The sequence below is a fragment of the Pararhizobium sp. PWRC1-1 genome (assembly GCF_049897905.1).
In the GTDB taxonomy this organism is placed as follows: domain Bacteria; phylum Pseudomonadota; class Alphaproteobacteria; order Rhizobiales; family Rhizobiaceae; genus Pararhizobium.
On record NZ_JAFCXE010000033.1, the window covers coordinates 23,766 to 48,799 of the forward strand.

Consider the following 25,034-nt stretch of genomic DNA (forward strand, 5'->3'; position numbering starts at 1 on the left):
ACGTTCAAGCCGAGAACTGCGGAATGACATACGGCCCCTCCGGGATGACTGCCACCTGACGATTGCCGCTGCGCTCCATGCTACTCGCGATCGCATTTGTGAGGTCGGCGATCATGGTCACGCCGGTCAGTTCGCGGTCCGCGCCGGCAAGACCCGTCGTGTAGAGTTCGATGCGGCCGACCCGCATCGGCTTCAACTGCATCTCCGTCTGCCATTCGTCGATTTCGGCAAGTGACTTGGCGGTCAGGGTCGCGAGGAACCGTTCGGGACCGAGTTCGACCAGCCGCGCCTGCGCTTCGCGAAATTCATGGGATCCGAAGCCTTCCGAGCACTCGGAGACCATGATCAGCGTGCCTCCGGGTTCCAGAATGTCGAGCGGCGTCACCATCCCCTTGATCGTCTGGTAATAGGTCTTGTCGAGCGGATAACCGGCCGAGGAGGTGACGACGGTGCAGTATTTTCGCGGCAGACCGATGCGCGTTGCTTCACTGACGAATTCGACGGCGGCGGCATGGCTGGCGATGATTTCGCCGAAGGTGACGCAGACGAGGTCCCGCTCTTCGTCGAGAACGGTGTTCAGTGCGTAGACCTCGCCGAGCAGCTTGACGATTTCGAGCTGCTCCTCATGCAGTGGATTGCCGATCAGATTGCACTGGACGGCCAGTGGATGTTCCATGAAGCGGGCGGAATGGAAGGTGCGGATGGTTTCGTGATGAGCGACGCCGGGGGCGATCACCTTCCGGCCGCCCGACCAGCCGGCCATGAAATGCGGCTCCACGAGCCCGGTTGCGATCCGCAGGTCGGCTTCGACGAAAAGCTTGTCGAGTTTGACCGGCGTAGCCCGTGTCGGCGTGAAGCCGAGATCGATGTGGTCTTCCTCATTGCGGGCGTAGTGGTTTTCGACGCGCACAGTTTCGAGCACCCATGGGTCGCCGACCAGTTCGGCCAATTCTTCACCGAGATTGGGCCGGTGCAGGCCGGTCGCGACCAAGACGGAGATGTTTTCGCGCAGAATGCCGCCGGCAAGCATGGTCTCGATCATCGGGCGTAGGAAGAGATGGTTCGGAACCGGCCGGGTGATGTCGCAGATCAGGATGCAGGCACTGTTGCGGCCCTTGACCAGCTGCGATAGGGGCGATGAGGCAATTGGATTTTCGAGCGCCTCCATCACGGCCGCTTTCGGATTACCGATCTTTGGCAATTGTTGTTTGCGAATGACCGTCGGTTCGGCGCCTTTGGGCATCCGCACGGTCAGGTGGCCGTGTCCATAGGAAAGCGCAATCGTTTCGTCCTGCATCACGCCGTCTCCTTGATTCCGCCGAGATAAAGCTCACGCATCAGCGACATATCCCTGAGTTCATCAATTGGCCCGGAGATGGCGATGCGGCCATTTTGCATCAGATAACCACGGGCAGCAACGGAGAGGGCAAGCCCTGCATTCTGCTCGACGAGCAGAACCGACGCGCCGAAGCGCTCGCCGATATTGAGGATGATAGCCTTGATTTCCTTGACGAGAAGCGGCGAGAGGCCGAGCGATGGCTCATCGAGCAAAAGCACCTTCGGTCTTGCCATCAGACCGCGCGCGATCGCCAGCATCTGTTGCTGGCCGCCGCTTAGCGATCCGCCCTTGTCGTTGCGTTTTGCGGCAAGGATCGGAAAGAAGGATTCCATCGTCTTCACGTCGGCATTGATGCCGTCGGCATCGCGGCGGGTATAGGCGCCGAGACGCAGGTTCTCCTCGACCGTCATGTCGGCAAAGATGCGCCGGCCTTCCGGCACCAGCACCACGCCGCGCTTGGCCATCACGTCCGGCGGCTGACCGGTCACGGTCTCGCCATCGAAGGTGATCTGCCCAGCACGTGGCTTGACGAGCCCGGCGATGGTACGCAGCAGCGTAGATTTGCCAGCACCATTGGGGCCGAGAATGGTGATGATCTCGTTCTTTTCGAGGGTCAGCGATGCGTCGCGATTGACGATCGTCGGACCATAGCCGGTGGTGACATTGGAGACGGAGAGCAGGGTCACAGTTCACCTCCGAGGTAGACTTCGAGAACCTTCGGGTCGTGCAGCACCTCCGTCGTTGGCCCGTCGGCGATCTTCGCGCCGAAATCGAGCACGGCGAGGCGCCTGCAAAGCATCTGCATCAGCTTCATGTCGTGGTCGATGACGCAGACGCTGATGCCGTGCGCTGGAAACTGCTGGACGAGACCCACCAGTGCCGCCGTTTCGCGATCGTTGAGGCCAGCTGCGGGTTCATCAAGCAGCAGCAGCGAAGGGCGTGTCGCAAGCGCAAGAGCGAGGCCAAGCAGGCGCAGGCTGCCGAAGGGCAGGATGCCGGCTTTCTCGTTGGCCAGACTAAGAATGCCGACGAATTCCAAAAGCGAGGCCGGTGTCGGCCAGGCGAAATCGGTGCGGGCGGATGCGGCGGAGTGTTCGGTGGCGATCTGGACATTTTCCAGCACGGTCAGCCCTGGGAAGGCCATGGCCTGCTGGAACGTGTAGCCGATGCCGTTGCGCGAAATCTGGTTGGCGGGGATGCCGGTAATGTCCTTGCCCTTCCAGGTCACGGTGCCGGCGGTCGGCTTGTGAACGCCGGTGACGACATTGAACAGCGTCGTCTTGCCGGACCCGTTCGGTCCGACCACGCCCAGGATCTCGCCTTCGTTGATCGCGAGATCCACGCCTGACAGCGCGGTGACGCCGCCGAACTGTTTGCGCAGGCCCTTGATGTCGAGAATGGCGTTCATCGGCCGACCTCCGAAACATTACCCGTTGCCGGCGTGCGCTTCGACATCTTGACGAGCCAGGTCCAGCCATCGGCAATACCGGCGATCAGGCCATTGGGCAGGAAAAGGATGACCGCGATCAGGCAGACGCCGTAGAGAATCCGGGACTGGACCGGATCGAGGTTCAGGACTTCCGGCAGGAAGGAGACGAGGATGCCGCCGGCAAGCGGCCCGAGCAGGAGGCGCGCGCCGCCGATCATGACCATCAGCGCCAGATAGATGCTCGGGAAGGAGGCGAACTGGCCGGGCGAGATATGGCGCAGGAAGTAGGCGAGCAGTACACCGGAAACGCCGGCAAAAACGCCGCTGACGATGAAGGCGCCGATCTTGTGGCCGCCAACATTGATGCCGAGTGCCGCAGCCAGTTTCTCGTTTTCACGGATGGCGCGCAGCGTCCGGCCGTAGGATGAATTGATGATCGCCCAGCTTGCCACCGCGCTGATCGTCACGAAGGCGACGACGAGCAGGTAAAAGCGCGACAGGACATCAAGGTCCACGCCGAACATCGTTACGGGCTTGCCCAAGTCGAGGCCGCTGGCAGCGCCGGTATAATCGCCGCCGTTGGTCAGGATGATCGTCAGCAATTGCCCAAATGCGAAGGTCATGATGACGAAGTGGTGGCCGCTGACCCGAAGCGACGGAATGCCGATTATCGCCGCGACGATGGCGGCCATGATGCCGGCGACCGGAATGGATACCCAGAAACCGATATCGAAATCCCGGGCAAGAAGGGCTGCCGTATAGGCGCCGACGCCGACCAGAGCCGCATGGCCCATCGACAGGATGCCCGTCTGCCCGAACAGCACGGAAAGGCCATAAAGCGCGATGATGTTGATGCCGGCCGAGATGGCAAGCGATAGAAAGCGATTGCTTGGCGAGAATAGCGGAACGAGCGCCAGCAACAATAGTACGATAAGAACCGGTGCGAGCGAGCGCACCGAGGAGACGGATTTGATCATTGTGTTTGACCGATCATGTTCATAGACCTCCATCACGCCATTTTCGGGCCGCTGGTGCCGCCAAAGAGACCATGGGGACGGAACAGCAGGACGAGGATCATCAGGCCGAACGAATAGGCATCGGTCCATTCTGAAAAGCCGTAGCCCGCGCTTAAACCTTCTACGATGCCGAGGATCAGCCCGGCTGCGACGGCGCCCGACAGATTGCCCAGCCCCCCAATCAGCGCGACGGCAAAGCCCTTCATGACCATCGTACCGCCGGTAAACGGCGTGATCGGGAAAAGTGCAATCAGCAATCCGCCGCCAAGACCGGCCAGCGCGCTGCCGAGCACGAAGACGCCGGTGATGTAGCGGCGTACCGGAATGCCCATCAGGGCAGCAGTATCGCGGTCTTCTACGCTGGCGCGGAGCGCGCGTCCGTACCGGCTGCGGGTGATCATCACATAAGTCATGGCAACGACGGCAATGGTCATCAGAATGACCATCACCCGGACGGAAGCGATGCGTACGCCGCCGATTTCCCACACGGTGGTCAAGGGACGTGGAATGCTCTTCTGGTTGGCATTCCAGAATAGGATGACGATGTGTTGGAGAACGACGATCAGGCCGAGCGAGACGATGAAGCCGTTCGTCGGCCGTGCCAGCGTGAAGCGGAAAATTACGCGCTCCAGCACGAAGCCCATCAGTGCGACTGCAAGAACGCCGAGGACGAGCGCGAGCGGAAATGCAATACCTTTGCTGACGGCAAGCCAGGTGACGATGCTGCCAACCATCAGGAATTCGCCATGCGCGAAGTTGATGATGCCGGTCAAGCCAAAGATGAGAGTGACGCCGACTGCGATCAGCGTGATGACGCTGGCGATCGACAATCCGTTGAGGAGCTGTTGCAGGAGAATGTCCACGGCGGTTTTCCTGTCGGTTGCCTTACCACTTGCAAAACTGCACGGCCTTTTCTGGAACGATAGTCCGCCGAACAGTGACATCCGGCGGACTTGAAGGCTGTGGCGAAGGAGCACCGTCGCCTTCACTCGGGGAGAGTTGTTATTCAGGCGCCTTTTCCGGCGGCTGCTGCATCGAGCACGTAATGTCGCCACCGGGAGCTGCCGCGCAGACTTCCGTTGCGTGGGTTACTTGATGTGTTTCGTTGAAGGCGAGGCTATCCGAAACCACGCCGGAATATTTCATCGACATCAGCGCATCGACGGTCTTGTCCGGATCGAAGGAGCCGGCCTTTTCCCACGCCTTGGCGAGGAAGTGGACGTAGTCATGATACAGCAGCGACACGGACGAGGTCACCCCATGTGGTGCGCCAGCCGCAAAATAGGCATCGAAATAAGGCTTCGAGCCAGGGTTGGATGATGCCCCCCAACAGATCGGCACACAGCTCATGGCCACCGGAACGTCGGAGGTCAGGCCACGTTCCTTCCAGATGCCGGGGTCTACGCCGAACATGAAGTAGCTCTTGGCCGCTCCAAGTTCGAGAGCCTGCGGCAGTGCCGTGAGCGTCGAGTCGCCGTTGTACCAGAAGTGGATGATGTCTGGATCGTAGCTCTTAGCCTTGGTCAGGAAGGGTGAGAAATCGGTGGTTTCAGGCGGGTAAAAGATGATGTCTGGAACGTCCTGGCCTTCCGCCTTCAGCGCGGTGATGTAGAAGGATGACAAGAACTGGCCTGTCGCATCATTGCCGGCGATGACGACGGATTTCTTCGGCTTAGCGCCGAGCAGGGGTTCGAGCAGGCTGAGAACCCCGCGTGCGGTCGACCCCGAACGCTGAAATTCCTGGGGTTCCGACTGGAAGAGGTAGTGGTTTTCCCCGCCGGCCTTGACGGCATCCGGCGTCAGGACCTTACCGAGCGTTGAGTTGCCTGCGAAATGCAGAAGTTTGGCGGGCTGGGTTATCTTTGCCATGGCCAGCGTGAAGTCGTGCGATTCCGATCCGAAGATCGCCGCGACCTTCTCGTCGCGCACCAGTTCTTGCGTTGCCGCGATTGCCGTTGCGATGTCCGTGCGGTCGTCCCGCTTGACCATTTCGAGCTTGTAGTTCTTGCCGCCGACATTGATGCCGCCGGCATCGTTGATCTGCTTCACGGCAAGTCCGACGCCTGCGGGTAGCGTATGTCCGGCCGAAACGAAGGCGCCGGACTCAGCGGCAACAACCCCGATCTTGACTGTTTCTCCTGCGTCCTGGGCGAGCACCGGAAGTCCCGGCGCGCCAAGACACAGCGCCAGTGTGGCGCTCCTCACTAGATTGCTTTTCACGGTTTCCATCCTCCCGATGAATTTTGCAGTCTTACCGGGTTGTCGTACAACCCTGTTTTCTGATAATACTGACCTAAGCGGATGTCAAGCGATTGTCGCTTGAGCTTCGTCCGGCAAAAAAAGCCGGTTTGAGCGAATTGGGAGAACAGCATGCGATCAAAACCATTTGGCCGAACAGGCCGTAATGTCAGTGAATTAGGCTTCGGTGCATGGGCGATCGGTGCCGCGTGGGGCGAGGTCAATGACGATGACGCCATCAAGGCCTTGCACGCGGCGCTGGACGGCGGTGTGACCTTCATCGACACGGCCGACGTCTATGGCGATGGCCATTCGGAGCGGCTGATCGCAAAGGCTATGAAGGAGCGCGGTGGCGAACGGCCGTTTATTGCAACCAAGGCCGGACGGCGCTTGCCGGAACAGACGGTTACCGGCTACAGCGCCGATAATCTCACGTCCTATGTCGAGCGTAGCCTGGAGAATCTCCAGACCGATACGCTCGATCTGGTGCAGCTGCATTGCCCGCTCACCGACCTATATTATCATCCGGAAGTGTTCGGGCGCCTCGACCGACTCGTCGAGCAGGGCAAGATCCGCAATTACGGCGTCAGCGTCGAGCGCGTCGAGGAAGCGCTGAAAGCGATCGAATACCCGGGTGTCGTCAGCGTGCAGATCATCTTCAACGCCTTCCGCCAGCGTCCCGCCGAGCGGCTCTTCGCTCTGGCGCAGGAAAGACAAGTCGCAATCATCGCCCGCGTTCCGCTGGCCAGCGGCCTGCTTTCCGGAAAGTTCAAGCCCGACACCAAATTCGAAGCGACCGACCACCGCCTTTTCAACCGCAACGGCGAAGCCTTTGATGTCGGCGAGACCTTCTCGGGCGTGCCCTATGAAGTCGGTCTCGATGCGGTGGAGCGTATCCGTCCGCTGGTCTCCGGCGATACGACCATGGCCAAGTTCGCCCTACGCTGGATCCTGATGTTCGATGCCGTCACCGTCGCCATTCCCGGTGCCCGCAATCCGGCGCAGGCCCAATCCAATGCCGAAGCGGCGGCGCTGCCAGCTCTTTCGAAGGATGTCATGGAAAAGATCGTCCAAATCTATGACGAGGATATCCGAAAATACGTTCATCAGAAGTGGTGAGAGAGCCCCGGTCCAACACATGAAACCAACGGATATTTCCATGGCCAATCCCATCATTGATTCACATCACCACTTCTGGGACCCGAAAAGCGGCGGCGACTATGGCTGGCTCAGCGGTCCCTTTGAACCGATCAATCGCGTCTTCGAGCCCGCAGATCTCAGGCCCTCGCTGGAAGCCAACAGGGTCTCCGGAACCGTGCTGGTCCAGACCTGGAACGATCTCGGCGAAACCTGGGATTTCATCCGCACGGCGCAGGTGACGGATTTCGTCGCCGGCGTCGTCGGCTGGGTCGATCTCACCGATCCTAATGTCGGGGAAACGCTGGCGGAGCTCAAGGCCAGCCCCGAAGGAAAATGGCTGGTCGGCATTCGCCACCTGATCCAGACGGAGAACGATCCGAACTGGCTGCTGCGTGACGATGCATGCCGGGGACTTCAGGCCGTCGAGGCGGCGGGACTGGTCTATGACCTTGTGCCGAACCTGCCGCAACTGCCCTCCTGCGTGCGCACAGTCGAAGCGTTTCCGAAGATGCGCTTTGTGCTTGACCACATTTCCAAACCCAATATCCGCGATCGGGATTTCGACGACTGGTCACGGCTGATGCATGGTTTCCGCGCCGAGCGGGATCACGTCTGGTGCAAGCTCTCCGGCATGGTGACGGAGGCGGACTGGCAGAACTGGACGCCGGAAGACCTCAAGCCCTATGTCCGCGAGGTCGTCGATATCTTCGGTGTCGATCGCTGCATGTTCGGGACCGACTGGCCGGTCTGCCTCGTCGCGGCAAGCTATGACCGCGTCGTTGATGCATTGCGGGAATGCCTGAAGGATCTCAGCGAAAGTGACCTGGACAAGATCTTCGGCGCCAATGCCATCGAGGCCTATCGGTTGCCGGGATTTTTGTCCCGGTCGGGCGGGTGATCGGACATGGCCAAAGATAATCACCGTCGCATCGGCTTTGCATCTCGGCTCGGCTTCGGGGCAAGCGGGATCGGCACCCTCTATCGGGACGTCTCGGAGAAAGCAGCGCGGGAGGTTCTGGCGACGGCCTATAATGCAGGCCTGCGCTATTTCGATACCGCGCCGCTATATGGCCATGGCCTGAGCGAACTCAGGCTCGGCCAATATCTGCGCACCGTGCCGCGCAATAGCATCACCGTCTCCACGAAAGTCGGCCGTTACATGGTGCCGCCACGCGGGGAGGCCGTCGACTATGGGCTTTGGGCTTCTCCGTTGCGGCTGAAGCCCGTGTTCGACTATAGCTACGACGGGACGATGCGGTCGCTGGAGCAGTCGGCCAACCGTCTCGGCTTTCCGGATTTCGATCTCGTCTATATCCATGATGTCGACCGGTTCACCCACGGCGATGCCTACGATCGCCGTTTTGGGGAGGCCATGGAAGGCTCCTACCGGGCGCTCGACGACCTACGCAAGGCGGGTCATGTCAAAGCAATCGGTGTTGGCGTCAACGAAGGCGATGTTGCGACGCGCTTTGTCGAGGAGGGGCACTTCGATGCCGTGATGATCGCCGGGCGTTATACGTTGCTGGATCACAGCGCCGCCGATGACCTTTTTCCCGCAGCCGAAAAGGCCGGCACGGAAATCGTCGTCGCCGGCGTCTTCAACTCCGGCATCCTGGCGACGGGGTCGGCCAAGAGCGCCGCAACTTACGACTACGGCGCGCCACCGGCGGAGATCACGGCACGGGCGCAGCGGATCGAGCGGATCTGCGAAAAGCACGGCGTCCCGCTGCAGGCCGCCGCTATCCAGTTTCCGTTCCGCAACAGGCTGGTATCGGCAGCGGTGCTCGGGATGAGCAGGCCGGAGCGGATTGCGCAGAACCTGGAATGGTCAAAATATCCTATTCCGGAAGCATTCTGGACTGACATTGACGGTCTTCGCTAAATCCAGTCTGCCTTTAATGACACGCCGCCGGATTTCCGTCCGGCGGGTGTCATAGTCTCAGGCGGCAGCACCCACCGGGAGAGGCGAGCCGGACTCCACGAGTCCCTCGGTCATCAGGTCGTTCCAAAGGGTAGCAGGGATATTCACCCGCATGTAATCCAAATTCTGGGTCAGTTCAGCAACGGAGCGCGCGCCAGGGATGACGCTGACGACGGCGGGATGACCGAGCGGAAACTGGAGCGCTGCCGCGGGCAGGGGAACGCCGTAGCGGTCGCACACGGCTTCGATCCGCCGGACGCGATCAAGCACATGCGGAGGCGCCGCACGGGTGTTGAAAGTGGCGCCGTCCCTTGCACCGGTGGCGAGAATGCCGGAATTGTAGGGGCCACCGATAACGATCTTGGTGCCGCGCGCTTCGCATACTGGGAAGAGAACCGATAGCGGCTCCTGTTCCAAGAGGGTGTAACGCCCGGCCAGCAGGAAATAATCGAAATGTCCGGCAATGACGAAGTCCGACAGCATCTGCCACTGGTTGATGCCGACGCCGACCGCCTTGATCACGCCCTGCGAGCGAAGCTCGTCAAGCACGATATAGGCGCCGTCCATCGCCTCGCGGAAACGGCTCCGGGCATAGGGGTCTTCGCCCGGCATGAAATGAATGGCCTCGTCGGGGTCGTGGATCGCCAGCATGTCGACATAGTCGGTGCCGAGCCGCTTCAGCGTGCTTTCGACCGAGCGCAGCACGCCATCGCGGGAATAGTCGAAATCGGCGCGAAATGGCGGCGCTTCGTCCCACAATTGCGGCGTCATCTCCCACTGCGGAATGGGAACGAGGTCGTAGCCGACCTTCGACGAGATGACGATCTCGTTGCGCGGCAGCGACTTGATCGCCTCGCCTAGGCGGCTTTCCGCCAGGCCGAAACCATAGACCGGGGCCGTGTCGAAATAGCGGATACCGTTCTCATAGGCTGCATATACGGTCGCAAAGGCATCCTGGGGGTCGGTGGCACGATACATGTTGCCAAGCCCGGTTCCTCCCAGCCCCATCGTGGTAACGCTCAGGCCGTCCATCACGGCCCTCGACAGAATTTTCTTCATTTCAACTCCCTGTACCCTCGTTCCCGCAAGAAGGCATACTCGATCACTATCTTTGCGCGGCCCGACGCCAGACCGTATAAAGACATTGACACATAACTTGTCGTACAACAAGGTAAGAGGATGATTGCGTGAAGCCGCGATGCGCGTGCAGCGCTTTTCGCAATCTCTCATATCGAACGGGGCGGCCAGGAACTCAAAGCGGATCGCCTTGATAAAAAGGGACGGAAACGATGAAAATTGACGTAAGGCACGCCTCGCACCCGGAGGCGGTCCGGGCCTTCGATACTGAAAAGCTCAGGACGCAGTTTCTCGTCGAAACGATCTTCGAGCCGGGTGAAATCGTCCTCACCTATTCCCATTATGATCGTATGGTGCTCGGTGGCGCGATGCCGCTTGCAGCTCCTCTGGCCCTGTCCGCACCAAAACCCCTCGGCCAGGAGACCTTCCTTGCTGAACGGGAACTGGGCGCGCTGAATGTCGGCGGCCCTGGCCGCATCCACCTCGATCGAACGGCCTATGATCTGGCCCGGCTCGATTGCCTCTATATCGGCAAGGGCATCCTCGAGGTGCTTTTCGAAAGTGCGGATCCGGAAAATCCTGCGAAGTTCTACCTCGTCTCGGCGCCGGCGCATGCGGTCCATCCGGCCGTGCATCTCACGCCCGAGAAGGCCCGCCAGATGAAGGTCGGGTCGCTGGAGACGGCCAACAGGCGCTCGATCTTCCAATTCATCCATCCGGAAGTCTGCCAGTCCTGCCAGCTGACCATGGGCTTCACGAGGCTGGAGCCGGGCAGCATCTGGAACACCATGCCCTCCCATACGCATGACCGGCGAATGGAAGCCTATCTCTATTTCGATGTCCCAGCGGATCAGCGGATTTTCCATTTCATGGGCGAACCGACGCAGACGCGGCACATGCTGGTGGGCAATGAGCAGGCGGTCATCTCGCCGCCCTGGTCGATCCATTCCGGCGCCGGCACCAGCAATTATAGCTTCATCTGGGCCATGGGCGGCGACAACAAGAATTTCACCGACATGGACCACGTCGCAATCGGCGAGCTGAGGTAGACGGCATGGCAAATCCTTTCGATCTCTCCGGCCGCACGGCCATCGTGACCGGCGCCAATACCGGCATCGGCCAGGGCATCGCTGTAGCACTGGCCAGTGCGGGCGCCTCCATCGTCGCTGTCGGCCGCTCGACGATGGAGGAAACCGAAGCGCTTGTCCGCGAGGCCGGCGTCGGTTTCCATGCGATCGCTGCCGATCTCGGCTCCATCGATCCGGTCAAATCGATCGTTGCCGAAACCCTGGAGACATTCGGAAGTCTCGATATCCTCGTCAACAACGCCGGCATCGTCCGTCGCGCCGACGCAATCGATTTTACCGAGGAGGACTGGGATGCGGTGATGAACATCAACCTGAAGACCGCGTTCTTCCTGACCCAGGCGGCCGCGCACCACATGCTTGAAAAGGGCAGGGGCAAGGTCATCAATATCGCCTCGATGCTTTCCTTTCAGGGCGGCATCCGGATTCCCTCCTACACGGCCTCGAAGAGTGGCATTGCCGGACTAACAAAGCTCCTCGCCTGCGAATGGGCGGCCAAGGGCGTCAACGTCAATGCCATCGCCCCCGGCTACTTCGTCACCAACAACACGACGGCGCTGCGGGAAGATCCAGATCGCAGCAACGGCATCCTCGCTCGTATCCCGGCAGGTCGCTGGGGTAATCCGGCCGATACCGGTGGTGCCGCCGTTTTCCTGGCATCCTCCGCATCGGATTATGTGCATGGTACCGTGCTGCCGGTTGATGGAGGTTGGCTGGCAAGGTGAGCAGGTCTTCAGGTGCCCCCAGCCCGAATTCCGTCATGGACCCCGTATCGTCCGCACATTTAAAATCGAAGGGTACATAGGATGCATGTGCTGATCATTGGAGCGGCCGGGATGATCGGGCGCAAGCTGGCGGGTCGCATGGCCGCGGATGGTGCACTGTCGGGGCAGCCGATCGACAAGCTGACCTTGGCCGATATCTTTCCACCCAGTGCTCCGGTCGGTTCCGGCGAGGTCTATTTCATGCAGCCTTCGCGTCACGACAGCTTCTCGCGGCGGCAACGCTCTGAGCAGTACTTGACGTCATCCCAGTTCTTCGCCCATTTCCGCCGCCAGGCAAATGGCAGACCGCACGTCGCGCATGGTTTCGTTGGCAAGTCCCCTTTTTTGACGATCTTCGGCACGCCCATTCTTTTGCAGCTCCATCGACGATCACCCGCAATTACACGCGCTCGCCTGCATCCAGTTTCGCCAGAAACGATGAAGCGCTGCCGCGGTAATCCTGCTTTTTGCGTTCATCCATGCGCCGCCAGGATGCATACATCTGGGCGAGCCGGCGATTTTTCGACAGCGCCCCGGCATTTCGATCCAGAAAATCCCAATAGAGAGCGTTGAACGGACAGGCATCCTCACCCACCTTCTTCGAGACGTCGTACCGGCAACCTTCGCAATAGTCGGACATGCGATCGATATAGGCGCCGCTGGCCGCATAGGGTTTTGAGGCCATCACCCCGCCATCGGCAAACTGGCTCATGCCGATGACATTCGGCAGTTCCACCCATTCGAAGGCGTCCGCGTAGACCGACAAATACCATTCGTGCACCGCATAAGGATCGAGCCCCGCAAGCATCGAAAAGTTGCCGACGACCATAAGCCGGTGAATATGGTGCGCGTAGGCATGGGTGATCGTCTGCGTGATGACAGTCGAGACGCACGCCATGTCGGTATCGCCGCTCCAGAAAAAATCGGGTAGCGGACGGTCGGCCTCGAACACATTACTGTTCTCGTAGCCCGGCATCTTAAGCCAATAGATACCGCGGATATACTCGCGCCATCCAATGATCTGTCGAATGAAGCCCTCGACAGCGTTCAGGGGGGCCTGTCCTTCCACATAGGCCCGTTCGGCAGCACGGCACACCGCAAAGGGATCGAGAAGACCGATGTTGATATAGAACGATAGCAGGGCGTGATTGAGAAAAGGCTCGTCCTTCAACATCGCATCCTGGGTCTCGCCGAAATTCGGCAAAAAGTCCTGAATGAACGCGTGCGCGGCGCGCTCGGCATCCGCCCGGGTGACGGCAAAACCAAAGTTTTGAGTTGATCCGAGATTTCCGGCAAACCGCCGCTCGACGAGATCCAGAACCTCGATCGTGAGCGCGTCCGGCCGGAACGTCGGATGCCGTGGCCGAAAAAGGTCCGGTTTTGCCGGTTTGCGATTGTCCGAGTCGAAATTCCACTTTCCGCCCTCCGGTTGTTCCCCTTGCATTAGGAAACCGGTCTTACGGCGCATGTCACGGTAGAAATACTCCATCGTCAGCGCGCGGCGGCCGTCTGCCCAGTCATGAAATTCGTTCTTCGAGCAGAGGAAGCGATCGTCGACACGGATTTCGGCAGGAATTCTTAAGGCAGACTGCCAGTTCTCCATCGCCTGCACTACCCGCCATTCCGAGCCCTCCGTGCAGACGATACCCTCGGGCGAAACGGCTGCGATAGCGCGCGTGAGCTCGCCGGAGAACGAGCCCGAATTGTCCGGATCGTCCAACCGCGTGTAGCGCACATCAAATCCGCGTGCGCGAAGTTCGTCCGCGAAATGCCGCATGGCCGAAAAGATCAGCGCGATCTTGAGCTTGTGATGTGGAACATAAGTCGCCTCCTCAAGCACCTCGCACATCAGGATGACATCCCGGTTCGGATCGGCATCAACAAGGCTGGACAGCGACATCGATAGCTGGTCGCCTAAAACGAAGATAAGATGACGGACGGATTTCATAGGCGGCATTTCTGTTTGGATGGCACGATAGTGTTACGCCAGCTGGCGCTGCCTGGATCGGTAGACCCTTACAGCTGTGATCGCCAGGCGTCTGGTAATGCTCGTTGGGGTTTCAAAACACGGTAAAAAGGGCGGAAACATCGTTTCCACCTCCCCGCAGAACAATAAAAATTATCAGAGTTTCTAGTTCACAGAGTCGGCGTCAGCGCCATTCTTGCTTCGTCTTTTGCATCGCGAACGACCTTCCACCTCGATTTCTTGGATCTTGCCCTCGGTCCGCAACTTCTCGTTGCCGAAAAGCTTACCCACGTCTTGCTTGGTGCTGCGTTGGCAGTGGCCAGCAGCAGCGTAATGCAACGTTGTGACACCTACAAAAACTTCACTGGCACATCGTTCGCTAGCAGTTTGGCCAGCTCTTCGGCATCCCAATTGGTGAGGCGAACACAGCCATGAGAACCGCTTTTGTCGATCCGGCTCGGTTCGGGTGTGCCGTGGATACCGAAGGTCGGTTCGGAAAGGTCGATCCATACGGTTCCGACCGGACCATTTGGGCCGGGGGGAAGGGTCAAAACCTTATCATTATTGCCCTGCTGAAAATTGACCTTCGGATTGTAGGTGTAGTCCGGATTGATCACGACGGTCTTGACGGTGTGCGTTCCCGACGGCGACGGGTTCGATTCACTGCCGATCGTGGCCGGATAGGCCACCAGTAGAGAGCCATCGGCAGCGTAGGCGCGAAGTTGCCCCTTGGCCTTATCGACCTCGACGCTGACGGCCTTGCCCTTCTTGTTAACGCCAAGATCCGACACGAATATCGTTTCGCCTTCGACGAACTGCGCTTGAGGATTGAGGGCCTTCAGTAGGTCTTCACCCATATGGAAGCGCTCAGCCAAGGCTTCTGTTGGGGTCGCATAGCCCAAGTACTTCATCTGCGCCATCTGCGCATAGTCCTTGGGAATGACCCCAACGACAGTCGACAGGTCATTTGAGGTGATGACATAGCTGCCGATGACCTGATTGGGATCCTCTATCGCGCTGATGACTTGCGGCCCGATCTTGCCATCGGACGGCAGTCCGCGCATGGTCTCGTATGCGGCGAGCGCGCTGCGGAGATTGCCGCCGTCGAGACCGTCAATGACACCTGGGGATGCGCCGGCTCTGTCGAGAAGCACTTGAAGTCGTGCGACCGACGCTGACGGTGTATTGGTATCGAACGGCAGCGCGATGGCTGCCGTGTCAACGGGCATTTCTGTTGTGCTTGCCGTTATGATTGGGTCGATGTTCTTAAGTGTCGGCGTATAGGTCGCGGGTATGACGTCCAACGGCGCCGCATTGATCGCCTGAGGTGTTAGTTCCGAAGCAACCGCAGATCCAAACGTCGGAGCATATGCGATCGAACTTGCCAGGGCGAGTAAACGGAGCGTGCGTGACATCAGAGTATCCTTAAGACATGGCGCATTCCGCCGAATCCTGACGATCAGCTAATATGGTTAACGAATTGGAAACTAGCCCCATCAAATACGGCGGGTATGGGTCAAGGCAGCATCGGCCACTTCAAGGTCGTCATCACTGGCTTGACCGAGCCTCAAATTAAGCAGATGACGGCGAGCTTGGTCGCAAGTTGCGCTCGTGGTAGCGCATTTTCCAGTGAACGACATCGCGGTTGGTCTCGAGCGAGATCAGGAACCATCCAAGATGCACGACCCCAACCGACAACTTAACGGTTGTCACGGTGGTACTCGAAAATTCAAGCAGCAGGCTTTGGGCCTCACCATCGAAGCTTTCCGTGCCATCGACTTCGTAGGCGTAGGTCTCTCCGGGACCCGTCGTGAGGCTCGACAGGATATCTGTCAATTGTGCGTCGCTGACGAGGGCAGGTAAGTTCCGGGTATCGCCTCCATGCGCTTGAACGCGGTGATAGTCCCAGCCAAACACCGGGTGTAGCGAAGTATCATCAGCGGCCAGTGATTTGGTGTACTGGCGAAGCGACACTGTCGAGGTGCCCTTGGCAATATCGCCGATCATGCCGACGATTTTCGTCCACTCTACCGCGCGTTCGAACATACACTGATCCCCACTCATTCACTTTTCTTTAATTGCTTCTTGAACGCGCTTTGACAACCCGTCGGTTTCGCACATGTTGGCAGCTGAGCCCCTTTTGACGGAAAAAAGTGGAAGGAGGCCACCATGCAGTGGCTAGGAGTTTGCCGGTGATGCGTGACGAGAACGAGAGTGTGCCTGTCGAGACGGTGGAGGCAGGAAGAGGGCGCGAGGCCAACTCCCCGAACGAAATTCCAGTGAAAGGCCTCCGCGATGTCTTTTGGCGCGTCGTCCAGACGGTCATGGCCGACCGCGTCACGTTGATCGCTGCCGGTGTTACATACTTTTTGTTGCTGTCGCTGTTTCCGGCGTTGGGCGCATTGGTTGCCCTCTATGGCTTCGTCGCCGACCCGACAACGATCATGGGCCATATTGGCTTCATCGCCAGCGTTTTTCCGCCTGGATCGTTCGATCTTATCCTCAACCAGTTGACTGCCCTGACGCAGCAAAACACCTCAACCCTCAGCTTCGCCTTTATCACGGGGCTCGTGGTGGCAGTCTGGAGTGCCAATAGCGGCATGAAGGCATTGTTTGATGCCATGAACGTCGCCTACCAAGAAGATGAGAAACGCAGCTTTTTCCGCCTCAATCTCCTTTCTCTCGCCTTCACTTTTGGCGCACTGACGATTGCGATCGTTCTCATTGCCGCCATAGGCGTGCTTCCGGCGGCTCTCGCCTACCTTTGGCTCGATCGTTGGCAAGAGCTTCTTGCCCGCTTCGCCCGCTGGCCGTTCATCCTTGTCTTCGTCGGCTGCGGCATTGCCATTATCTACCGCTATGGCCCGAGCCGAGAGCAAGCCAAGCTTAGATGGCTGAGCTGGGGCGTGGCGTTCAGCACACTTCTCTGGCTTGTCGCTTCGGTCCTGTTCTCTTTCTATATCGAGAACTTCGCCAACTACAACGCGACCTACGGCACGCTCGGGGCCCTCATCGGGCTTATGGTCTGGGTTTGGATATCAGTAATTATCCTGATCGTCGGCGCCGAACTCAACGCCGAGCTCGAGCATCAAACAGTTCGTGACTCCACGACCGGTCCGGCGAAGCCGATGGGCGAGCGAGGTGCGTTCGTCGCCGACACCGTGGGAAAGGCGACGGACCTCGATTAGCTCAATCACCAAGAGGAGGTCCCGCTGGGATCGGCGGTTTCGAGGCTGGACAGTGACAACGAGCTGGTCACCAAGAATGAAGATGTGATTGCGGACAGGGTTCATCGAAAGTTTCTTTGCAAGCTCTACAGTTGGGGTGATGTGCGTTTGCGATCACCGCCCGGATCCGAGATAAGATCGCAGCTACCAGAGTATGGACGTGCCATCATAGGCGAAGAATCCGCCCGTATCGTTCGGCTGGAGGTTATCGAGCATGCGCAGGATGCGGTTGGCCGCGTCGTCGGGTTCCAACCGTTCGTGACCGGATGAGAACGGCTCCGACAACGACGTCATCACGCTTCCCGGATGCACTGCGACGAGTACTGACGCGGGGTTGTTTCTCGACACCTCGATCGCGGCGGTATGGACGATCTGATTGAGCGCCGCTTTCGACGATCGGTAGGATATCCATCCGCCCAAGGTATTGTCGCCGATCGATCCGATGCGCGCCGACAACGCCGCGAAGATGACCCGCTTGCGTTTTGCAAGCCGTGGAGCGAAATGCTTCAGGATGAGGGCCGGTCCGGCGGCGTTGACGGCAAACTGCGCCATCATTGAAGCCTGTGATATCTGCCGTATGGATTTCTCCGGCCCGACACCGTCGATCGTCAACGCGCCGGTCGCACACAGGATTATATCGAATTCTTCCGCCGCCAGGGATACGGCCGCGCTCAGTACCGTCTCCTCGTCGGTAATGTCGAGGCCGTCCTTGCGCCTCGAAAGACGAACGACCCTCGCGCAGTTGCCATCCTGTGCAAACTGGTCCGCCAGTGCGCGTCCAATTCCGCCGCTGGCGCCGATGACAAGCGCGGTATACCCGGCGTCGAGCGAACGCATCAAAGAGCCAGCCATTCCATCCTCCTTCGATCTGGACCGGCGGTGCGGGCCGGGGTGTTCACGCCCGGGCCAGCATGATGAAACGCGCCTGATCGGCCGCCGATGTCTCGAACTGCCCGGTGAATGTCGTCGTCAGGGTCTTTGATCCCTGTTTGCCGATGCCGCGCATCGCCATGCACATGTGTTCCGCCTCGATCATCACAGCGACGCCCTTCGGTCTCAGGCTTTCATCGAGAGAACGGGCGATCTGGGCGGTCATGGTCTCCTGCGTCTGCAATCGGCGGGCATAGAGATCGACCAGCCGCGCCATTTTCGAAAGCCCAAGGACGCCTTTGTCGGGAATATAGGCGATGTGAGCGATCCCATGAAACGGCACCATGTGGTGTTCGCAGTGGGAGTAGAACGGGATGTCCTTGACAATCACCATGTCCTTGTAGCCGGCGACGTCGGTAAACATCCGCGATAGCACATCTTCCGGAGCCGTTTCATATCCGGAGAATAGCTCGCGATAGGCTTTTGCGACACGCTTCGGCGTATCGTGCAGACCTTCGCGCGACGGTTCGTCGCCCGCCCAGCGGATCAGCGTTTTAACCGCTTCCTCTGCCTCCTGTTGGGTTGGGTGTGTGCAGGCAGCCGAAACGTCAGCGTTGGTGACAATGGCATCCATGAAAGACTCCGGTCATGAGTAACCGCCGGTTACGTGGATTCATGCGCTTCAGATCAAAAAGGCAGCGGATCGGGAATACGCTGGCCGCTTTGATCTGTTGCTGCGATCGTCTCGTATCCTGCAAGATTAGATTGTGCCGATACCAGCCGATGGGGCGTTCGCACTGATGTGGCGGGCTTCGACTATCAGACGGAGCGTTTCGTCTTTGAAGCCGAAGGTGGAATCACAGGGTTCGTTATTTAGCCTGTCTCCGGCGGGTGGTCAGCGCACGTGAGGTGATCGGCACTTGAATTGTGAACTGTACATCCATTCCTCCTATTCAGGCGGGCTCACACGAAAATGGGACACAGAATGGCATCACGGCAACGAGTTGGCGTCATCGGCGCGGGGATGGCGGGAATAACCGTCGCAAGAGCACTTTCGAGAATCGCGGATGTCAGCATTTACGAAAAGAGCAAAGGCGTCGGCGGCCGGATGGCGACACGAAGGATCGATGACGTCACGTTCGACCACGGTGCGCAGTATTTCACCGTCAGGGACGACCGTTTTAGCGAGCAACATTTTTGCATTGATCGCCTTTGCAACGCTGTTGCTTGCTTTGTCGGTTATCGCCCTCATTATGCAACTGATGCTGTTTGCTTTTTTGCTTGCGGCCGCCTTTAGGACCTTTGCGGGGCATGAGGAGCAGCGCTGGTACTGGAGGCTCCGTTTCAGAATAACGTTGATCGTCGCTGCTGCCTATTGCGTCATGCTGGTTGACCGCGCCCTCTCATTGGGCATCTGACTGCAAATCGCCCGCGAGACCGTCAAGCCGCACCACAGGTGCAAGCAAATCGACTGGCGGATCCTGACGACAACAAGGGCCCGCATGTTTCTCAAGATGCCTCTCTCCGTTGGAACAAGTTCATTCTGATTGGCAGAGTTCAGATCGAAACGATGCAATTGCGCGCCACCCTGATCCAAGTTTTGGAAACAACGTATAATGGCAATGAAGCCATCATCGCCCGTCCAACCTATCTCGACCGAACCGTCGGATCCCGGCAATGTCGTGGGCCTTCCGAAGGTGGTCAACAACGCAAGGCGGCTATCGGGAGGAACCCGGCGGGTGCTCGATCCAACCAAAATCAATGCACTGATGTCGGCCGTGGCCGAGCGCCAAGATATCGACGCCTACGAAGTCCTTTATAACCATTTTGTACCCAAAGTCCGTGCTTATATGTCCAAGATCGGCAGCGATCGCACGTTCGCCGACGAGATGGCGCAGGAAGCCATGCTGACGGTGTGGAGAAAGGCCCGGCTGTTCGATCCGGGCAGGGGGCAGGCATCGACCTGGATCTACACCATCGCCCGCAACATCCGTATCGACGCTCTGCGCCGAGGCCCGCGACCGACCTTCGATCCGAACGATCCGGCCTTTGTTCCAGAAGATGAGGTTTCCGCAGACGTCGCACTCGATCGCCAACAAGATGCCGACCGGCTCAGGGTCGCAATGGCGTCCTTGAAACCGGACGAGGTGAAAACGCTCCGAATGTCGTTCTTCGAGGACATGACTCACCCCGTCATCGCCGAGACACTCGGCATTCCGATCGGAACCGTTAAATCAAGGATAAGAAATGCATGTCTGAAGCTGCGAGCAATACTCAAGGACGCCTGACCGTCCTACATCACCTCAGTGATGAATTATTGATGTCCTATGCGGCAGGAACGCTGTCTGAAGGATGGAGCATCGGCGTCGCAACGCATCTGTCGTTCTGCCCAGGCTGTCGGGAACGTCTGTCCGAGTTTGAAAGCATCGGTGGCTATTTCCTCGACTGCGAGGAAGTGGAAAGCAAGGAAGGTGTCGGGTGGGCGGAGTTCCAAAAGCGTCTCGGGGGCCCCATTCACACGGATACCCCTGATCCAGTCCGGAGTGATTACCTGCTGCCACAACCCCTGCTGACCTATATTGAGGCTGCAGGGGGACTGAGATGGCGTTCGCTTGGCAGCGGCGCCAGCCAGATGAAGGTGCCGACGTCGGACTCAAGTACCGTCGTGAGGCTTTTGAAGATTCCCGCCGGAAAGCCCGTTCCTGAACATGGACACAGCGGCCGCGAGCTGACGCTGGTCCTCGCCGGAAGTTTCGGCGACTCCGTTTCAGTGTTCAATCGCGGCGATGTTGAACTGGCCGACGACGATCTCACACACCAACCAAAGGCTACTCCGGGAGAGGACTGCATCTGCCTGGCGATAACGGAGGCTCCCCTTCGTTTCACCAGCCGGATCGTACGGCTTCTCCAACCATTTCTTGGCATTTAAGCCTCAGTCGAGACTTGTCGACTTACTCCTGAGCGTCATTGAAATCTTGAAGCGACAGGCTGACCTATTTCGTTGACCGGATAGCAGTTTCAGAGCCGGCCCTTTTGGCTATGCCAAACAAAAGCAGCTTAGTAGGTTGGCGGATAAAAGTGTTCGCTTGAAGCGGAACAGCCTAGCGTCATTGGAACGGTGGCGGCAGCCACCTGAAAATTCAAAGGTGTTGATGATGTCTCAGTAGCGTTGCAAATGAAAACTTGCCGTACACACGGTGTTATGGATTTGGCAACCGGATGATTCTACACGCCGCGCGAACGCCAGCTGCCGAACGAGAGCCCGCCTTAGGTTTCGGGGCTGTCCCTTGTATCCATTGCCAGGTCGTGAAGTGCTTGCGTGTCCTCGGGGTCGTACTCCGCCGAAATGATAACGCTGAGGAACGCGGCCCTGGCAATGTCTTTCTTGGTCGCCGCCGGATGACGCGCTTTGACGGCTTCGATCAAGGCTTTGGGCTTCATGCCGGGGCGAGCAAGTTCTTTGATCGTGTTGGCCATGTCCTCGGTTTCGCGGAGTTTTTTGTCGTGCACACTTTAGCCCCTAATGACATCCGGTGCTGAAAGCCTGACATGTTTCGATGAGGGTTTGATGACGTGAACCGAAATGGGCCTATTCGCGGATTTCCTGCCAGCGCTCAACATGGAAGGCCCCTAAAGGCAACCTGATAAGTGCAATGCCCTTGGGCATCCATCCGAACAGTATTTGATCTCTTCCATTTTTTCGCCGATTTCGCCGCTAGGCGAATGGAAGCGCGCACGTTACACAAGTCATGGTCGGCGGCTGACCTGTCTTGACCATTTTCGCCACGCCCGGTCCTCTTTTCGTATAGTTGGCAATATCTGCTGGACGCCTTCGCCGGCATCCAGCTTCTGCAGAACCGATGACGCGCTTGCTTTGATGCGCGAAAATCCAACAGACGGCACGCAGCAGCCGTCAGCGGCATGTACTTATCAGAAACGCGTTAAAGCCAGCCCGCCTTTTTAAAGCGGTAGAAGAGTACACCGCACAGGGTGACGATGACCCCTAAGACCACGAAGTAGCCATACCTGCTTTGTAGTTCCGGCATGTTCTGAAAGTTCATCCCGTAAATACCCGCGATCGCGGTGGGTACGGCGAGGATGGCGGCCCACGCGGCGAGCTGTCTGGTGATGGTGCCCTGCCGTTGTTGCTCGAGGAGATTGCTGGCCTCGAACACCGAGGTGATGACGTCCCGGAGACCGGACATCATGGTCTCGACGCGTTTGACGTGATCGAGGACATCCCGGAAATACGGTTTGGCGTTGTCGTCTACGCAGGGTAGCTCAAGATGCGTCAGTTTTCCCACGACCTCGGCCATTGGTCCCAGTACGCGCTGGAACAGGATCACCTGACGGCGCATCCGGAAAATTCGCCTGATTTGTTCGCGTTCGAGAAAAGAAACGAGCATGTGCCTTTCCATGGCGAGCACGTTGTCTTCCATTTTTTCGACCATCGGCAGGTACCCATCGACGATGAAGTCGATGATCGCATGCAGAACGTAGTCGGGGCCATGGTTCAACAAGTTCGGCGACTGCTCGAGCTGTTGCCTCAATTCCTTGTGCGCGCGTGCCGATCCGTGACGGACGCTGACGATGTGATGCTTGCCGACGAAAATGCAGGTCTCGCCGTAGGCGATCTTGTCGCCCTCCAGATGCGCGGTCTTGGCTACGACAAAAAGCTGCTCCCCGTACACGTCAACCTTAGGAACCTGACGGCCGTTGAGCGCATCCTCCGCTGCCAACGGGTGCAGTCCGAACATCGCTTTGAGCTTGTTCATCTCATCGGCCGTCGGCTCGGAGACACCGATCCAGGTGAACTCGCCGTCGTTCGGTTCGAGCGGCTGATCGCCCAGAGGCAGCTCCTCTGCGCGCTTTCCGCCGCGGTAGATGTAAGAGGCAACGACTGTCATTGGATGCACGTGCTTTCATTCATTGGGAATCACGACCAATTCTCGCGACGGCGCGACGCCCCGGCAAGAGGTTCGTGCCTGCAAAAATGGCTTATGGGCCAATTAGCTTTGTGGTCTCATCCGCTTGATCAAGGGAGCCGACGCGTGAACGAGGATGATTGTGACGCCACCGATTACTATGGCGAGCGCCGCCTGAATAGCCGATGTCGTTGTCCAATGGAGGATTTCACCAAAGTAGGCGGACATGGTTCCAATTCCTGCCGCTATGCCTTCGATGAAATGCTCGGGGCCGTGATAGCCGAGCTCGGCCATACCATGCACCAGAATGCTCCCTCCGACCCAAAGCATCGCAGCCGTGCCGATCATGGCGAGAATGTTGAGAAATACAGGTACCCCCACGACAAGCCCGCGCCCGAACGTTCTCAGCAGGCCGAGAGAAGAGCCCGCGAGGGACAGACCGACATCGTCGGCCTTCACGATGAGCGCGACGACGCCATAGACGGCCAACGTGATCAGGATACCAACCGAGGCAAGCACCGCCGCCTGCGTATAGATGTTAGACGCCGCAACGTTGGCCAGCGTCAATGCCATGATTTCGGCGGACAGGATGAAATCCGTCCTGATTGCGCCCGAGACCTTCTGATTCTCCAGTGCGGCCGGATCGGATGTTCCCGATACCGCAGCCTCGTGGTCGTGGGCGTCATGAGGCACGACGTACTCGTAAAGCTTTTCTGCCCCCTCGTAGCAAAGGTAGACGCCGCCGATCATCAAAAGCGGAGTGATTGCCCATGGCGCGAAATAGCCGAGGAAAAGCCCGGCTGGCAGGAGGTAGAACAGCTTGTTCTTCAGCGACCCGAGCGCAATCCTGGCGATGATCGGCAGTTCGCGCGCCGGGGACAGGCCGACGACGTATCTCGGCGTCACCGCCGCGTCGTCAATTACGACGCCTGCCGCTTTCGCACCCGCCTTTGCGGTCTGCGCGGCGATGTCGTCCAGGGACGCCGCGGCGAGCTTGGCGATAGCGGCGATGTCGTCAAGGAGTGCGATCAGTCCGGTGGCCATGTGTCTTTCCGATTGGTTCTGAGAAGGGAGATATTGATTGGTTCGACCCTGCTGTGTGCAGGAAGCGATTTTAGATAGAAACTTGTTCTCCAATTTCTACCACGCGGTTCGCCGGAAGCTTGAAGTAGGCCGACGGATCGATACCAAGGCCAGCAAGCGCGATATAGAGATTGTCCTGCCATCCCGGCAGACCCGAATTGGGATCGCCGATCAACGTCCGACGCCCGAGGAAGAAAGAGGTCTGCATAATCTCGAATTTGAACCCCGCCTTCTTCTTGCAAATCGCGAGTGCCTTGGAGACGTTCGGCTCCTCCATGAACCCGAAGCACAGCTCCAGCCTCGTGAACCTTGTGTTGATAGGAGTGATCGTCGCGCGCTCGTCGTCGGAGACATAGGGTTTTTCGGAAGTCTTGACCGTCAGGATGACGTTCTTCTCGTGAAGCACGTGGTTGTGCTTGATGTTGTGCAGGAGGACAGCAGGTGTCCTGTCGCCCATGCTCGTCAAAAACACCGCCGTGCCAGGCACGGTGACCGGGGCATGTTTCGACTTCTCGATCGAGTGGATGAACTTCTCCAACGGAATGTCATGGTGCGCGGTCTTTTCCCGAAGCAATCGTGAGCCTTTCGTCCAGGTCCACATGACGACCATGATGCCCAGCGCAAGCGCTACGGGCACCCAACCGCCGTCGTGAATCTTGAGAAGATTTGCGCCGAGGAAAACCGCTTCCAACAATAGAAGGGGGACGAGGATCGCCGCGGCCGCCAGTGCTGACCAGCTCCACACGGAGCGAAGGAACTGGAAGGACATCAGGGTCGTCACCACCATCGCACCTGTCACGGAGATGCCGTAGGCGGTCGCCAGCGATTCTGAGTCACCGAAGGCGAAGATCAAAACGATGACGCCGATGAAGAGGAGCATGTTGACGGCCGGCACGTAAATCTGCCCCGTATTGGTTTCAGAGGTGAAGGTGATCTGCAGGCGAGGCAGGAAGC

At 58.7% G+C, this 25,034-nt stretch carries 26 protein-coding genes and 2 pseudogenes; 11 read left to right on the forward strand and 17 right to left on the reverse strand.

The genetic code is table 11. The annotated features are described in order from the left end of the window. Nucleotides 1-4 precede the first annotated feature (4 nt). The 6 genes from larA to ACP7E0_RS31885 all read right to left on the reverse strand — a co-directional run bounded on the left by larA (nucleotide 5) and on the right by ACP7E0_RS31885 (nucleotide 6,004). Nucleotides 5-1,297 carry a nickel-dependent lactate racemase gene (gene larA, locus ACP7E0_RS31860; protein ID WP_426131010.1) on the reverse strand — a complete coding sequence of 431 codons (1,293 nt, stop codon included), beginning with the start codon at nucleotides 1,295-1,297 and terminating at the stop codon, nucleotides 5-7. Next, a complete protein-coding gene (locus tag ACP7E0_RS31865; protein WP_426131012.1) occupies nucleotides 1,297-2,025 on the reverse strand; it encodes an ABC transporter ATP-binding protein in 729 nt (242 codons plus the stop codon). The genes larA and ACP7E0_RS31865 overlap by 1 nt, the downstream gene beginning before the upstream one ends. Further along, the gene (locus tag ACP7E0_RS31870) at nucleotides 2,022-2,747 is read right to left on the reverse strand and encodes an ABC transporter ATP-binding protein (RefSeq protein ID WP_426131014.1); all 726 of its coding nucleotides are present in this window, start codon (nucleotides 2,745-2,747) and stop codon (nucleotides 2,022-2,024) included. Before ACP7E0_RS31870 ends, ACP7E0_RS31865 begins: the two co-directional genes overlap by 4 nt. Further along, entirely contained in the window at nucleotides 2,744-3,745 is a 1,002-nt protein-coding gene (locus ACP7E0_RS31875) for a branched-chain amino acid ABC transporter permease (protein ID WP_426131016.1), read from the reverse strand. Before ACP7E0_RS31875 ends, ACP7E0_RS31870 begins: the two co-directional genes overlap by 4 nt. Nucleotides 3,746-3,777: 32 nt before the next feature. Next, complete coding sequence (locus ACP7E0_RS31880; protein ID WP_426131018.1) at nucleotides 3,778-4,647, reverse strand: branched-chain amino acid ABC transporter permease; 870 nt, start codon at nucleotides 4,645-4,647, stop codon at nucleotides 3,778-3,780. A gap of 139 nt (nucleotides 4,648-4,786) precedes the next feature. Next, the gene (locus ACP7E0_RS31885; RefSeq protein ID WP_426131020.1) at nucleotides 4,787-6,004 is read right to left on the reverse strand and encodes an ABC transporter substrate-binding protein; all 1,218 of its coding nucleotides are present in this window, start codon (nucleotides 6,002-6,004) and stop codon (nucleotides 4,787-4,789) included. Nucleotides 6,005-6,154: 150 nt separating this feature from the next. On the opposite strand from ACP7E0_RS31885, the gene ACP7E0_RS31890 reads away from it, so the two are divergent. The 3 genes from ACP7E0_RS31890 to ACP7E0_RS31900 are packed head-to-tail and all read left to right on the forward strand — an operon-like array spanning nucleotide 6,155 to nucleotide 9,044. Continuing rightward, nucleotides 6,155-7,141, forward strand: a complete 987-nt coding sequence (locus ACP7E0_RS31890) for an aldo/keto reductase (RefSeq protein ID WP_426131022.1) — start codon at nucleotides 6,155-6,157, stop codon at nucleotides 7,139-7,141. A gap of 40 nt (nucleotides 7,142-7,181) precedes the next feature. Then, entirely contained in the window at nucleotides 7,182-8,060 is an 879-nt protein-coding gene (locus tag ACP7E0_RS31895) for an amidohydrolase family protein (protein WP_426131024.1), read from the forward strand. A gap of 6 nt (nucleotides 8,061-8,066) precedes the next feature. Continuing rightward, the gene (locus ACP7E0_RS31900) at nucleotides 8,067-9,044 is read left to right on the forward strand and encodes an aldo/keto reductase (RefSeq protein WP_426131026.1); all 978 of its coding nucleotides are present in this window, start codon (nucleotides 8,067-8,069) and stop codon (nucleotides 9,042-9,044) included. A 57-nt stretch (nucleotides 9,045-9,101) separates the two neighbouring features. Here the strand turns inward: ACP7E0_RS31900 and ACP7E0_RS31905 are convergent, their stop codons facing one another. Next, entirely contained in the window at nucleotides 9,102-10,142 is a 1,041-nt protein-coding gene (locus ACP7E0_RS31905) for an aldo/keto reductase (protein WP_426131028.1), read from the reverse strand. 230 nt (nucleotides 10,143-10,372) lie between these two features. On the opposite strand from ACP7E0_RS31905, the gene kduI reads away from it, so the two are divergent. The 3 genes and pseudogenes from kduI to ACP7E0_RS31920 form a co-directional block, all read left to right on the forward strand. Beyond that, a complete protein-coding gene (gene kduI / locus ACP7E0_RS31910; RefSeq protein ID WP_426131030.1) occupies nucleotides 10,373-11,209 on the forward strand; it encodes a 5-dehydro-4-deoxy-D-glucuronate isomerase in 837 nt (278 codons plus the stop codon). Between the two features lie 5 nt (nucleotides 11,210-11,214). Further along, nucleotides 11,215-11,970: a 2-dehydro-3-deoxy-D-gluconate 5-dehydrogenase KduD gene (gene kduD / locus ACP7E0_RS31915; protein WP_426131033.1), complete on the forward strand. Its 756-nt coding sequence runs from the start codon at nucleotides 11,215-11,217 to the stop codon at nucleotides 11,968-11,970. 81 nt (nucleotides 11,971-12,051) lie between these two features. Further along, nucleotides 12,052-12,192, forward strand: a pseudogene (locus ACP7E0_RS31920) (D-erythronate dehydrogenase); the annotation flags it as partial. Between the two features lie 32 nt (nucleotides 12,193-12,224). On the opposite strand, the gene ACP7E0_RS31925 reads toward ACP7E0_RS31920, so the two are convergent. The 4 genes from ACP7E0_RS31925 to ACP7E0_RS31940 all read right to left on the reverse strand — a co-directional run bounded on the left by ACP7E0_RS31925 (nucleotide 12,225) and on the right by ACP7E0_RS31940 (nucleotide 16,021). Further along, nucleotides 12,225-12,377, reverse strand: a complete 153-nt coding sequence (locus ACP7E0_RS31925) for a DUF2256 domain-containing protein (RefSeq protein WP_426131034.1) — start codon at nucleotides 12,375-12,377, stop codon at nucleotides 12,225-12,227. Between the two features lie 32 nt (nucleotides 12,378-12,409). Then, complete coding sequence (locus ACP7E0_RS31930) at nucleotides 12,410-13,957, reverse strand: cryptochrome/photolyase family protein (RefSeq protein WP_426131036.1); 1,548 nt, start codon at nucleotides 13,955-13,957, stop codon at nucleotides 12,410-12,412. 368 nt (nucleotides 13,958-14,325) lie between these two features. After that, nucleotides 14,326-15,390, reverse strand: a complete 1,065-nt coding sequence (locus tag ACP7E0_RS31935) for a L,D-transpeptidase family protein (RefSeq protein WP_426131038.1) — start codon at nucleotides 15,388-15,390, stop codon at nucleotides 14,326-14,328. Between the two features lie 157 nt (nucleotides 15,391-15,547). Continuing rightward, nucleotides 15,548-16,021, reverse strand: a complete 474-nt coding sequence (locus tag ACP7E0_RS31940) for a hypothetical protein (protein WP_426131039.1) — start codon at nucleotides 16,019-16,021, stop codon at nucleotides 15,548-15,550. Nucleotides 16,022-16,170: 149 nt separating this feature from the next. Here ACP7E0_RS31940 and ACP7E0_RS31945 point away from each other — a divergent pair, with 149 nt between their 5' ends. Continuing rightward, nucleotides 16,171-17,163, forward strand: a complete 993-nt coding sequence (locus tag ACP7E0_RS31945; RefSeq protein WP_426131041.1) for a YihY/virulence factor BrkB family protein — start codon at nucleotides 16,171-16,173, stop codon at nucleotides 17,161-17,163. A 183-nt stretch (nucleotides 17,164-17,346) separates the two neighbouring features. Here ACP7E0_RS31945 and ACP7E0_RS31950 read toward each other — a convergent pair whose 3' ends face one another. Together ACP7E0_RS31950 and folE are read right to left on the reverse strand one after the other, a co-directional pair. Further along, nucleotides 17,347-18,054: an SDR family NAD(P)-dependent oxidoreductase gene (locus ACP7E0_RS31950; protein WP_426131042.1), complete on the reverse strand. Its 708-nt coding sequence runs from the start codon at nucleotides 18,052-18,054 to the stop codon at nucleotides 17,347-17,349. 43 nt (nucleotides 18,055-18,097) lie between these two features. Then, nucleotides 18,098-18,706 carry a GTP cyclohydrolase I FolE gene (folE, locus tag ACP7E0_RS31955; RefSeq protein ID WP_426131043.1) on the reverse strand — a complete coding sequence of 203 codons (609 nt, stop codon included), beginning with the start codon at nucleotides 18,704-18,706 and terminating at the stop codon, nucleotides 18,098-18,100. A gap of 390 nt (nucleotides 18,707-19,096) precedes the next feature. Between folE and ACP7E0_RS31960 the strand changes: the two are divergent. From ACP7E0_RS31960 to ACP7E0_RS31975, 4 genes and pseudogenes are all read left to right on the forward strand, one after another. Next, nucleotides 19,097-19,180, forward strand: a pseudogene (locus ACP7E0_RS31960) (hypothetical protein); the annotation flags it as partial. A gap of 19 nt (nucleotides 19,181-19,199) precedes the next feature. After that, nucleotides 19,200-19,490, forward strand: a complete 291-nt coding sequence (locus tag ACP7E0_RS31965; RefSeq protein ID WP_426131061.1) for a hypothetical protein — start codon at nucleotides 19,200-19,202, stop codon at nucleotides 19,488-19,490. A 198-nt stretch (nucleotides 19,491-19,688) separates the two neighbouring features. Next, complete coding sequence (locus ACP7E0_RS31970) at nucleotides 19,689-20,360, forward strand: sigma-70 family RNA polymerase sigma factor (protein ID WP_426131045.1); 672 nt, start codon at nucleotides 19,689-19,691, stop codon at nucleotides 20,358-20,360. Further along, nucleotides 20,324-21,001, forward strand: a complete 678-nt coding sequence (locus tag ACP7E0_RS31975) for a ChrR family anti-sigma-E factor (protein ID WP_426131047.1) — start codon at nucleotides 20,324-20,326, stop codon at nucleotides 20,999-21,001. Before ACP7E0_RS31970 ends, ACP7E0_RS31975 begins: the two co-directional genes overlap by 37 nt. Before the next feature lie 338 nt (nucleotides 21,002-21,339). On the opposite strand, the gene ACP7E0_RS31980 is transcribed toward ACP7E0_RS31975, so the two are convergent. The 4 genes from ACP7E0_RS31980 to ACP7E0_RS31995 all read right to left on the reverse strand — a co-directional run. Beyond that, the gene (locus ACP7E0_RS31980) at nucleotides 21,340-21,582 is read right to left on the reverse strand and encodes a hypothetical protein (RefSeq protein WP_426131049.1); all 243 of its coding nucleotides are present in this window, start codon (nucleotides 21,580-21,582) and stop codon (nucleotides 21,340-21,342) included. A gap of 431 nt (nucleotides 21,583-22,013) precedes the next feature. Then, complete coding sequence (locus ACP7E0_RS31985) at nucleotides 22,014-22,979, reverse strand: magnesium and cobalt transport protein CorA (protein WP_426131051.1); 966 nt, start codon at nucleotides 22,977-22,979, stop codon at nucleotides 22,014-22,016. 102 nt (nucleotides 22,980-23,081) lie between these two features. Beyond that, entirely contained in the window at nucleotides 23,082-24,041 is a 960-nt protein-coding gene (locus ACP7E0_RS31990) for a DUF808 domain-containing protein (RefSeq protein ID WP_426131053.1), read from the reverse strand. 70 nt (nucleotides 24,042-24,111) lie between these two features. Continuing rightward, a partial coding sequence (locus ACP7E0_RS31995) for a KUP/HAK/KT family potassium transporter (protein WP_426131054.1) occupies nucleotides 24,112-25,034 on the reverse strand: 923 nt, incomplete at its 5' end.

What these genes read in the sequence shown, in the direction of transcription:
- larA (WP_426131010.1), bottom strand. Translation starts at nt 1,297, where the DNA reads ATGCAGGACGAAACGATTGCGCTTTCCTATGGACACGGCCACCTGACC.
- ACP7E0_RS31870 (WP_426131014.1), bottom strand. Translation starts at nt 2,747, where the DNA reads ATGAACGCCATTCTCGACATCAAGGGCCTGCGCAAACAGTTCGGCGGC.
- ACP7E0_RS31875 (WP_426131016.1), bottom strand. Translation starts at nt 3,745, where the DNA reads ATGATCAAATCCGTCTCCTCGGTGCGCTCGCTCGCACCGGTTCTTATC.
- ACP7E0_RS31890 (WP_426131022.1), top strand. Translation starts at nt 6,155, where the DNA reads ATGCGATCAAAACCATTTGGCCGAACAGGCCGTAATGTCAGTGAATTA.
- ACP7E0_RS31895 (WP_426131024.1), top strand. Translation starts at nt 7,182, where the DNA reads ATGGCCAATCCCATCATTGATTCACATCACCACTTCTGGGACCCGAAA.
- ACP7E0_RS31900 (WP_426131026.1), top strand. Translation starts at nt 8,067, where the DNA reads ATGGCCAAAGATAATCACCGTCGCATCGGCTTTGCATCTCGGCTCGGC.
- ACP7E0_RS31905 (WP_426131028.1), bottom strand. Translation starts at nt 10,142, where the DNA reads ATGAAGAAAATTCTGTCGAGGGCCGTGATGGACGGCCTGAGCGTTACC.
- kduI (WP_426131030.1), top strand. Translation starts at nt 10,373, where the DNA reads ATGAAAATTGACGTAAGGCACGCCTCGCACCCGGAGGCGGTCCGGGCC.
- kduD (WP_426131033.1), top strand. Translation starts at nt 11,215, where the DNA reads ATGGCAAATCCTTTCGATCTCTCCGGCCGCACGGCCATCGTGACCGGC.
- ACP7E0_RS31925 (WP_426131034.1), bottom strand. Translation starts at nt 12,377, where the DNA reads ATGGGCGTGCCGAAGATCGTCAAAAAAGGGGACTTGCCAACGAAACCA.
- ACP7E0_RS31930 (WP_426131036.1), bottom strand. Translation starts at nt 13,957, where the DNA reads ATGAAATCCGTCCGTCATCTTATCTTCGTTTTAGGCGACCAGCTATCG.
- ACP7E0_RS31935 (WP_426131038.1), bottom strand. Translation starts at nt 15,390, where the DNA reads ATGTCACGCACGCTCCGTTTACTCGCCCTGGCAAGTTCGATCGCATAT.
- ACP7E0_RS31940 (WP_426131039.1), bottom strand. Translation starts at nt 16,021, where the DNA reads ATGTTCGAACGCGCGGTAGAGTGGACGAAAATCGTCGGCATGATCGGC.
- ACP7E0_RS31945 (WP_426131041.1), top strand. Translation starts at nt 16,171, where the DNA reads ATGCGTGACGAGAACGAGAGTGTGCCTGTCGAGACGGTGGAGGCAGGA.
- ACP7E0_RS31950 (WP_426131042.1), bottom strand. Translation starts at nt 18,054, where the DNA reads ATGGCTGGCTCTTTGATGCGTTCGCTCGACGCCGGGTATACCGCGCTT.
- folE (WP_426131043.1), bottom strand. Translation starts at nt 18,706, where the DNA reads ATGGATGCCATTGTCACCAACGCTGACGTTTCGGCTGCCTGCACACAC.
- ACP7E0_RS31965 (WP_426131061.1), top strand. Translation starts at nt 19,200, where the DNA reads ATGACGTCACGTTCGACCACGGTGCGCAGTATTTCACCGTCAGGGACG.
- ACP7E0_RS31970 (WP_426131045.1), top strand. Translation starts at nt 19,689, where the DNA reads ATGGCAATGAAGCCATCATCGCCCGTCCAACCTATCTCGACCGAACCG.
- ACP7E0_RS31975 (WP_426131047.1), top strand. Translation starts at nt 20,324, where the DNA reads ATGTCTGAAGCTGCGAGCAATACTCAAGGACGCCTGACCGTCCTACAT.
- ACP7E0_RS31985 (WP_426131051.1), bottom strand. Translation starts at nt 22,979, where the DNA reads ATGACAGTCGTTGCCTCTTACATCTACCGCGGCGGAAAGCGCGCAGAG.
- ACP7E0_RS31990 (WP_426131053.1), bottom strand. Translation starts at nt 24,041, where the DNA reads ATGGCCACCGGACTGATCGCACTCCTTGACGACATCGCCGCTATCGCC.